Source organism: Shewanella sp. SM29 (genome assembly GCF_025654245.1).
GTDB lineage: Bacteria > Pseudomonadota > Gammaproteobacteria > Enterobacterales > Shewanellaceae > Shewanella > Shewanella oncorhynchi.
The window spans coordinates 1-9,307 of record NZ_JAKKRN010000057.1 but is presented as its reverse complement, the minus strand read 5'-3'; the positions used below and the strand labels follow the sequence as shown (position 1 = coordinate 9,307).

At 42.0% G+C, this 9,307-nt stretch carries 7 protein-coding genes and 1 pseudogene; 7 read left to right on the top strand and 1 reads right to left on the bottom strand.

Annotation, left to right across the window (positions count from 1 at the left end):
- Window positions 1–210, top strand: a 210-nt coding sequence (locus L5L77_RS22050; RefSeq protein WP_263163063.1) for a transposase, incomplete at its 5' end; no start/stop codon positions are given.
- Between the two features lie 132 nt (window positions 211–342).
- Here L5L77_RS22050 and L5L77_RS22045 read toward each other — a convergent pair.
- Window positions 343–1,953 carry an ABC-F family ATPase gene (locus tag L5L77_RS22045; protein ID WP_131524739.1) on the bottom strand — a complete coding sequence of 537 codons (1,611 nt, stop codon included), beginning with the start codon at window positions 1,951–1,953 and terminating at the stop codon, window positions 343–345.
- Window positions 1,954–2,628: 675 nt separating this feature from the next.
- Here L5L77_RS22045 and L5L77_RS22040 point away from each other — a divergent pair.
- The 6 genes and pseudogenes from L5L77_RS22040 to L5L77_RS22740 all read left to right on the top strand — a co-directional run.
- Window positions 2,629–3,237, top strand: a complete 609-nt coding sequence (locus L5L77_RS22040) for a VF530 family DNA-binding protein (RefSeq protein WP_028759915.1) — start codon at window positions 2,629–2,631, stop codon at window positions 3,235–3,237.
- Window positions 3,238–4,646: 1,409 nt separating this feature from the next.
- On the top strand, window positions 4,647–5,615 hold the full coding sequence (locus L5L77_RS22035) for a helix-turn-helix transcriptional regulator (RefSeq protein ID WP_105253121.1): 969 nt from the start codon (window positions 4,647–4,649) through the stop codon (window positions 5,613–5,615).
- The gene (locus L5L77_RS22030; RefSeq protein WP_263223417.1) at window positions 5,612–6,805 is read left to right on the top strand and encodes an EAL domain-containing protein; all 1,194 of its coding nucleotides are present in this window, start codon (window positions 5,612–5,614) and stop codon (window positions 6,803–6,805) included. The genes L5L77_RS22035 and L5L77_RS22030 overlap by 4 nt, the downstream gene beginning before the upstream one ends.
- Before the next feature lie 3 nt (window positions 6,806–6,808).
- Entirely contained in the window at window positions 6,809–7,108 is a 300-nt protein-coding gene (locus L5L77_RS22025) for a hypothetical protein (RefSeq protein ID WP_263199470.1), read from the top strand.
- Entirely contained in the window at window positions 7,098–8,999 is a 1,902-nt protein-coding gene (locus L5L77_RS22020; RefSeq protein ID WP_263223416.1) for an ATP-binding protein, read from the top strand. The genes L5L77_RS22025 and L5L77_RS22020 overlap by 11 nt, the downstream gene beginning before the upstream one ends.
- A gap of 187 nt (window positions 9,000–9,186) precedes the next feature.
- Window positions 9,187–9,307: pseudogene (locus tag L5L77_RS22740) on the top strand (GGDEF domain-containing protein); the annotation flags it as partial.

Here is a 9,307-nt window from a genome sequence, read left to right as displayed (position 1 = left end):
AAATCTGTCATTCCAAGGCGCCGCTATAAGAATACACCTCAAGAAAGAGTCGATTGGTGCTTATATCGGTATCGACATTTAGTGGAGAATGCTTTTGGAAGAATTAAGCACTATCGAGCAATATCAACAAGATATGACAAGCTAGCAAGAAATTACGCCAGTATGGTGTCACTGGCGTTTATGTTAATGTGGCTGCCGATGTATTGCTGAACAACATTTGTACAGCAAAGATCAACAGACCCTAGTCAGATTTAGCCCAACAAAAAGTCGCCATTGGATAACCAATGACGACTCTTTAATGCGATAACGCTCGGTTAATCGGCGTAAGTTAGCCGAATAACATTACGCGCTTTTTCTCGCTTCCATTTCAGCTTGACTTGAAAGGTACTCATCGAAAGTGCCTTGGAAGTTAATCACTTTTTTATCTTTAATATCAATGATACGTGTTGCGAGTGACGATACAAACTCACGGTCATGACTGACGAATATCAAAGTGCCTTCAAAGTCTTTCAACGCATTATTGAGTGCTTCGATGGCTTCCATGTCCATGTGGTTAGTCGGTTCGTCCATGATTAGCACATTGATGTCTTGCATCATTAACTTACCGAATAACAAGCGGTTTTTCTCACCACCTGAACAGTTACGGGCTTTCTTGTTCGCGTCATCTTCGGTGAACAGCAGACGGCCTAACATGGCGCGTACCATAAGATCGTTGTGCTTAGGTTGGCGCCACTGTGACATCCAATCCATTAACGTGTAGTCATTATCAAATTCGTCACTGCTGTCTTGTGGACAGTAGCCGATTGATGCGTTTTCTGACCACTTGATCACGCCTTTATTATGTTCTAAATCATTGACTAAGCAACGTAGGAAAGTGGTTTTACCCACGCCGTTTTCGCCGATAATCGCTAATTTTGCACCGGCTTCGAGGATTAAGTCGCCGCCTTCGAATAGCAGCTCACCATCAAACCCGTGGGCCAAATCTTCGAGGATCAGTGCTTGGCGATGCATTTTCTTGCCGGCATCGAAACGAATAGAAGGGTGAATACGGCTTGATGATTTCACTTCATCAAGCTTGATCTTGTCCATTTTCTTCGCGCGCGAGCTGGCTTGTTTTGCCTTAGATGCGTTGGCACCGAAGCGGTTGACGAAGTCTTGCAGTTCTTCGATTTCAGCACTCTTCTTGGCGTTGCCCGATAATAATTGTTCACGGATCAAAGACGATTGTGCGAGGAAGTATTCGTAGTTACCAGGGTAAATGCGCAGTTCGCCGTAATCGATATCGGCCATGTGGGTACATACGGCATTTAAGAAGTGCCTATCATGGGAAATAATGATCATGGTGCATTTGCGTTTGTTCAACTCGGCTTCTAACCAGCTAATGGTATGTATGTCCAAGTTGTTGGTTGGTTCGTCGAGCAGCAAAATATCTGGGTTGGCAAATAGTGCTTGTGCCAACAGGACCCGCAGTTTCCAACCCGGTGCGACTTGTTGCATTAGGCCGTAATGGAAAGATTCTTCAATACCCGCTTCGAGCAGAATTTCACCGGCGCGGCTTTCGGCGCTGTAGCCATCCATTTCGGCAAATTCACTTTCAAGATCGCCAACGCGCATGCCATCTTCTTCGGTCATATTCGGATTGGCGTAGATTGCATCGCGTTCCTGTTTGACTTTCCACAGGGCAACATCCCCCATGATCACTGCATCGATCACACTGTATTGTTCAAACGCGAACTGATCTTGGCTTAGGGTACCGACTTTTAAGCCGGGCGTGATGGACACATTGCCAGAGGTTGGCGCTAACGCTCCGCTGAGGATCTTCATAAAGGTCGATTTGCCACAGCCATTCGCGCCGATCAAACCATAGCGGTGACCGTTGCCAAATTTCGCTGAAATGTTTTCAAACAATGGCTCAGGGCCAAACTGCATCGTGATGTTCGCGGTAGAGATCAAAGGAGCTTTCCTAGGTATTTGCTAACGGGGATTGTGACAAACAAGCCTCAAAATGAAACATGCGCTTCACCCACTCTAAGCCAAAACATTAAAGTTGGGATAATAAGGTCGCGGAGTATACAGACTAAGGGCTAAAGATGCGAGCAAGGATGTGATGCGCAGCTATAAATCGAGCCGTTTCAGTTGCGTTTATTTTGAGGTTGACCCAAGGCATCAGCGGATCATAGGTAAAATTTTGAAACGGGTTTGAGCTTGATGCTGAGTTCATACCTGTTAGCGTGATATCGTGGATATGCAGATTAAAACTGTCAGCTGCGGTGTATTTTCTTTGCCCTAAAGCCGATGCCAAACCTCGCTAGCGCAAATAAAAGAAGGCGTTTAGCTTATTTACCGTTATTATTCCCGCAGTTTTGTCGAGCAGCAGATTTTACGGCTAATATTTAATGGCTCAGTTTGGAGGCTTTAGGTCCTTAAGATTTAAGATCTAAGCATCACGAGCAATAAGGCTTAACGCCCTATGCTATTGCCGTAGCAACGTCAGTGGCTCATGACTTCATAACTTGAGTGATTTCTCTAATCGCGAATTTTAGTAGCGAATTGAGTCACTCGTTTAACAACTCAAAACCGTAAACTAATACTGTAAAATCAGCCAATAGGGCTGAACTTGGAATTCCCATGATTGAAGAGCAACAGAACAACCCATTACACGGCCTCAAACTCGAGACAATGATCACTGAGTTAGTCGATTTTTATGGCTGGAAAATTTTATACGCAGCATTAAAGCTAGGTTGCTTTAACACCAACCCGACCATTGAAGCCTGTATTATTTTCCTCAAGAAGACTGAGTGGGCGCGGGAGAAAGTGGAAAACTTTTACCTGTATCGATTCAAGCGTATGCCTAAAGCCGTCGGTGAGCAGTTTGATCTTAAGCCACGCGAACGAGGTTTTTCCTCAGGTATCGCGCCGCGTAAACCGATGGAACTCACCATAGAATCTATCGCTAAAATGCAGGCACAAGCCAGCGCCGAGTACGAAGCGGGTAATAAACGTCCTAACTCTGGTTATGGTTCAGGTAAGAGCTTTGGTAATGGCTCAGGTAAAAGCTCAAGCAAAAAACCTACGGGTGGACGTGGCACCGGCTCTGGATATGGTTCATCGAATAGCAACTCACAGCGCCGCAGCGAACCCAGAAACGAGCCAAGAAACGATTCAAGAATGGCTGAACGTTCAGGACCAAGCCCATCGACGGATGATAACGATCCGTGGGGCACTAAACGCGGCTAATCCCATGTCTGCCGAATTGAGTGGGCATGGTTTTTCACAGGCGTTAGTTTTACATTCGTGATTTACAGTGACTAGCCTCAACTTGCTATTTTCGTACCCGTAAAAAATTAGCTCTGGTATGAGTTAGCTTTTGTAAGAGTCGTTTTGAAGTCATGGCTCTAGTTGTATGATAGAACATCTGATTTATCGCCTGATTTAAAGAGAAGAGGTTAGCTGTTGAATACAGCTAACCTCTTTTTTATGATTAACTATTCACTTTATTGCATTGAGGTGAGAAAAATATCGGGGATTATAGTTTTAGATTTGCATATCTAGTGCATAACCAGTTAATTCATCAATTTGCAATCAGATGTGCCGGTTGCTCATTTTTAGGACCACTACCAGCGCCTTCTCTAACACCTGTGCTTTATACTTTGTGCCTTTTGTTCATCTTAGTCTGCTAAATGCCCAGAGTTAACGTCAAGTTGTTTGACGATACAGCTCCAAGGTAACCATTTAAATGTTGGATTATCATTGGGTAAGTAGTTTTAGCCGTCTTGCTCCACCAGCATTCTCTGTTGCCAAACGGCGCTGCCGTCATTCAGCGCCAAGGGATATGTCAATCACTACTATATTCGAACTGCGGTTAGGCTTAGCGGCTGGTATTCTTTTGTGTCTAATGCGGGATAACTTAAGTTTGCCCAACTCGCTGATATTTGCTGATGAGACCCGTTTAATCAGAGCACTGTATTACTTGGCTACACCTGCGCAAGATGTATTCCACTTCTTTATCCTTCAGCGACGCCAGTGATGATAGGCGTTCCTTTAAACGCTGGACTGGCCAATTACCCATTTATTTTCGCAGTTGGCTTGCTTAAGCCATAAGCCATTAAAAACTATCCTAGTAATATCTCTAAGCTGATACTGCCGCGGTTTGCCTATTTCAAATGTGAATAAACATGCAGGTGGAGCGCGGTGCAGCGAGAAAAATCCCGAGGTTTTATCCCGCATTTTGAATATTTAACGCATAAATATTCAATTTACCGTTTTGTGGCCATTGCTGGTGAATCTTATATTTTATGCGGTTTTATAGGGGGTTCTGTTGATTGTGGTTTTATCTATGATGCAATGATTTAACCGAACGAATAACTAGACACTTTTTTCCATCGCTTTTTTGACTGTGCCATGGTCTCAGATAAACAATGGCATTTATACTCGTTTTCCTATTGCAAAAAACGTGGTGAATAAAAGGCTGAGATGGAGGAACTGAGTGATGAGTGACGAAAAAATCACTGGACTTTATTTCATCGAGAAACTTCAACGCATTTGGATTACTTTTACATTTAGACATCCAGAGCCAGTAGATGACATCGACCATAAGACGTATATGGAGCTGCTAGATAAAATAAAAAATTCAGATGGAACGCGATATGATTTGTACACCTATCTCCTATCAAAGCAAAACAAGTGCACAGACATTCTCCAATTTCTTAAAACACACCCGCAGTGAGAATAATTTATCTCAAGAAGATTTATGTAGTCTGCTCAGGCAAAAAAGCTGCCTGTTCGATATGTTAGATTCCATCACTATTAGCCGTTGGGAGCGGGGAGTTAACATTCCATCCCTAGCTAAACAGTCTGAAATCGTTGAAATATTTGGCTCTGAACTGTTTGATATTTATCGGGAGGACAAAAAATTCATCAACGAAGGTTTAGCGTTAATTAACCTTTTTGAATCGACCATAGAACGCAGCGATCATCCGTACTACCGTAATACTCCTTATCGTGTCGAGTTTATCGAAAGCCACCATCAAAATTTTATGACCCTGCTGCAACTTAGCTTGGTTTATGAAAGTAACCCGCGTTTATCCTTTGTGAGCCGTAAGTTATCTCAACCTTTTTTCCGTGGACTCTCATTGGTGGTGGCTTTTAGCTTTGGGGATCAAATCATTGGACACAGTCTATTCTGTCGCACTCAAGGCAAAATTGCCCTCGAATTTATGAATGATGAGGTGGACTTATTTGAGGTCATTAACCATAACAGTCAAGCTTTGCCAGATACCTTAATGGTGTTCTCCTCCTTTGGCGTAACGCCTTATATTGAAAATTATATGATGTCTGTTTATCTCAATGAATTGGCCACGAGTCGCTCACTTAAGTTTTTGAGTTTTAATATCTGCGATGAGTCACTAAAACGAAAATTGACGCAATTTAAGTTGCCCATATTTAAAGTAAGAACGATAGAAGGCGGCTTCAAACCAGTCAAAAACTATTCGTTTTTCTCCAGTCGCACAGAAGTCATGGCGAATCGTAATTTACTCAAGCTTTCTGTTATCCCTACATCCAAATCCCAGACGATCGATCCCATTTTCTTTATGCAGTTAGAGACCAATATATGAATATTCTCATCATAGATGATCAACGCTTTATTAGAGAAACCATGAAAGCTGATATCCATAAGTACTTAGCAGAGGACAATGTGGAGATCTATGAAGCCAGTAATGGTAATCACGGAATTGAACTGATCTTAGCTGTAGAAGCAAAACTTGATTTAGTCATTTTAGATTTAAAAATGGATCAAGGTGACGGTATTGCGGTGATTAATATGTTGGCCTCCGAGCCCCGATTTACAGTCATTCCGATTGCGGTGATAAGCTCCTCGGATAAACGGACTTTAGAACTGGTGGATAGCATTATCACGGGTTTGAAACTCAACTTGCTTGGCGTATTTGCTAAACCTATCAATGTGAATGACATTTTAACGCCATTGCTAGACGCCTCCGACGATAGAACCCGTGTCCATCAAGATGAGTCTATCGTGCAAGACATGGCGGCGAATATCAATGTGCGGCAATTACTCAAAAATGAACAATTAATTTTGTGTTATCAACCTAAGATTAACCTTAAAACAAAGGAGATCATCGGTTTTGAAGTGCTTTCGCGGCTTTGCGATCAATCCAATGGCTATATTTATCCCGACGTTTTTTTGCCACTGGTGAATCAGCAGGGGCTAAATAGCTTGTTTTCGCGGATGGTTATTTCCCAAGCATTGCAATGTTGGTCGCGCCAGCCGTTATTAATGGCGTTTGCCTTGTCGATTAATATTACCGCAGATGATTTGACCTGTGATGAACTCATTGAGTACATCATCGAATGTGGTCGTGAGTATAAACAAATCCATTTGATTTTAGAGCTCACCGAATCACAGGAAATCATTAACCAAGATAGAGTGCTTAACTCAATTGCACGGCTGATCATCAATAATATTGATATTTCCCTCGATGATTTCGGTAAAAGTTATTCTACCTATGATCGTCTTGATGCCATTCCCTTTAAAGAGATCAAAATTGATAAAAGTTTTGTTTCCGATATGGATATCAATCACCAACATTATCTCATCGTAGAGTCCACCATCGCGCTTGCGCAGAAGATGCACGTAAAGGTGGTTGCTGAAGGCGTTGAGACAAGTGCAATAGAGTTAATTCTCTCTGAGTTGGGGTGTGATGTTGCCCAAGGTTATTTGTACAGCCCCCCGATTGAAGGTCGCTATCTTATTGATTGGATTGCTCAATATAATAGGAGTGCCTAATGTATGAATGCTAATACTGAGTTACCAAAGGCCTTATCTGTATTCTTTGAGCAATACGGCCAAGAACAGCAATCGCGACTGCGATTGACACTGATTGCTGAATTACAGCGAATGCGACTTGAGCTAGAACAATATGAGTCCTCTGACAGTATTGAAGGGCTGAAACATCAATTTACGGGTATTGCGCGTTACTTGCAGCTTAAAGATATGCTGTCTGTCATGGATGTTTGCGAGCGAGAGCTGTTTGAATATCAGTTATGCAGCTTGCTAAAGGCCGTAATGGATTACGCTAATGAGCTTTAAATATAGCGCTTGTATCAATATGTTCAGTGGCTTATGGGTCACTCTGTTGGTGCTGTGGTTAACCTTGTCCCACTCACGTTATGAATTTGACTCCATTTACAATAAAAAAGCAGAAGCGGTTTTTACTTCTTCACGGGATATGTTCTTACAACATGAAATTATGTTGGATGCGCTAAAATCGTTTTTTTATGCTTCGAGTGAGGTAACGTCACAGGAATTTGAGGTTTTTGCTAAGGACTTACTGAAGATCAAATCTGCTGTCGCTTTTACACTGACCCCCGAACTTGAACTGGCCTATATCTCTGATCAGACAATGGCGCCAGAACTTAAGCCACTTAAATTAGTCAAGAATAGTAAAGGGGAACTTCAGGCTAGCCTTGCCGATTACACGTTAGCGGTTGTTAATATCGATGGGCCTAATACGCTTTATTTAGTCTATGCCATTTCTCATCAGCGGATATTAGCGCGGATTGAGCAGGAGCAGGGTGTATGTATTAGCTATCAATTTGAACAATCGTTATTGCAAAGTTCATCCTGTAACCATGAGTTTTCCACAGGCATATTTTCAATGTTTAGCTACTCAGATAGCCGAACTTTGGATATTCCTGGATACCAAACCCGGGTAAATTTACGCATAGAATATCAAGTGCCACAAAAAGAGGTTGTCGAGCTAATCGTGATTATCTTACTGATTGCTTCTCTTGGTATTACTCTGTCTTTTCTTTTGTACTTTAAGTCTAAAAATCAGCATATTGTAGAGCAGATTAAGCTCGATAATCGATCTAGATTAGCAGTACTTTCCAGCATAAATCATGAGATCCGCACTCCTATCAATGCCATTCTTGGCTACAGTCGCATGTTAAAAAAAGCGCGCTCACAACCACAAAAACTGGACGAAATTATCGATAAAATGACCTGGTCAGCTAACTTACTTTACTCGGTTGCCGAAAATACGTTGAATTACAGTAAGGCTGAAGCTGGGCAGTTAAAATTGAATCGGCATTTAGTCAATTTGCACGAATATCTGAGTAATATTGAGGATTACTATCGTGCTTTTAGTGCGACATCGGGTAAACGTTTACAGGTTGTCGTGAATGAGTCTCTGCCGAAGTTTATCGAGCTCGATGGGACTAAGTTATTCCAACTCATGACGAACATTATCAATAATGCCTTTAAATACAGTACGGGTAGCGAAGTGCATTGTTATATGGACTTACGCCTTAAATGTAACCATAAAGACCATAGTCCTATGCTTAGGGTACTGATCCGCGATTTTGGCGAGGGAATGTCAAAGGAAGCGCAGCGCGCTTTAGTTGATCCCTTTATGCACGCATCTAACTCATATACAACATCGGGCATGGGATTAGGACTCTATACTTGTAATCGATTGCTTGAGCAGATTGGCGGTAAGTTTATGTTGCGCAGTCAAAAGGGCAAAGGCACCACAGTGCTGTTACATTTTCCCTGTCAACTTAGCGAGGTGAAAGAACGATTAACGATTCAATATGATCAACAAAAAGTGTTAATCATAGATGATAATCTGTTTAACCTTGAGATTTGCAAAGCCATGCTAGAGCACTATCATTTTCAAACCTTCAGTGTTGATAACGCCGCGCAAGCACTTAAGATGTTGATTCACTCATTGCCACATATTGTTATTGTGGATTACCGTTTACAAGATATGAATGGCTTGCAACTTATCAAACAGATGCAACAAACATTACAAAACCTTGCCAGTGATACCCAGCTTGAGCATCACTGTCGCTTCTTTTTGCTTTCAGCTAATGATAGCGATGATATTCCTGAGTTAGCATTATTCCCTGAGGTACATTTCATGCAGAAACCTTTTAGTGCTGAAATATTTCTCAGTAAATTGGCCGTAAAATCGTAAATTATCAAAGTATTGGATCTGGTTTTTAAAGCTTATTTGCCGAATGTGTGGGATTTACATCGCGGTAGAGCCAATCCCGTTGCGGTAATATGGGGGTAAAGACAAAGACGCTGTGATTAGTGTAGAACGCTGCTAATCTAAACATGTCGGAGATCTTCTCTAAAAGCGTCATTGCTAGGAATAATCGATGGAAAAAGAATCTCTTGAGTCTGTTTACCCCTTTTTAACCGAAGCCTTACGGCTAAGCGAGAATGGCCTCGCTGTTTTGGACAAGCACAATCATTTTATCTTTTATAACCATACCTTTT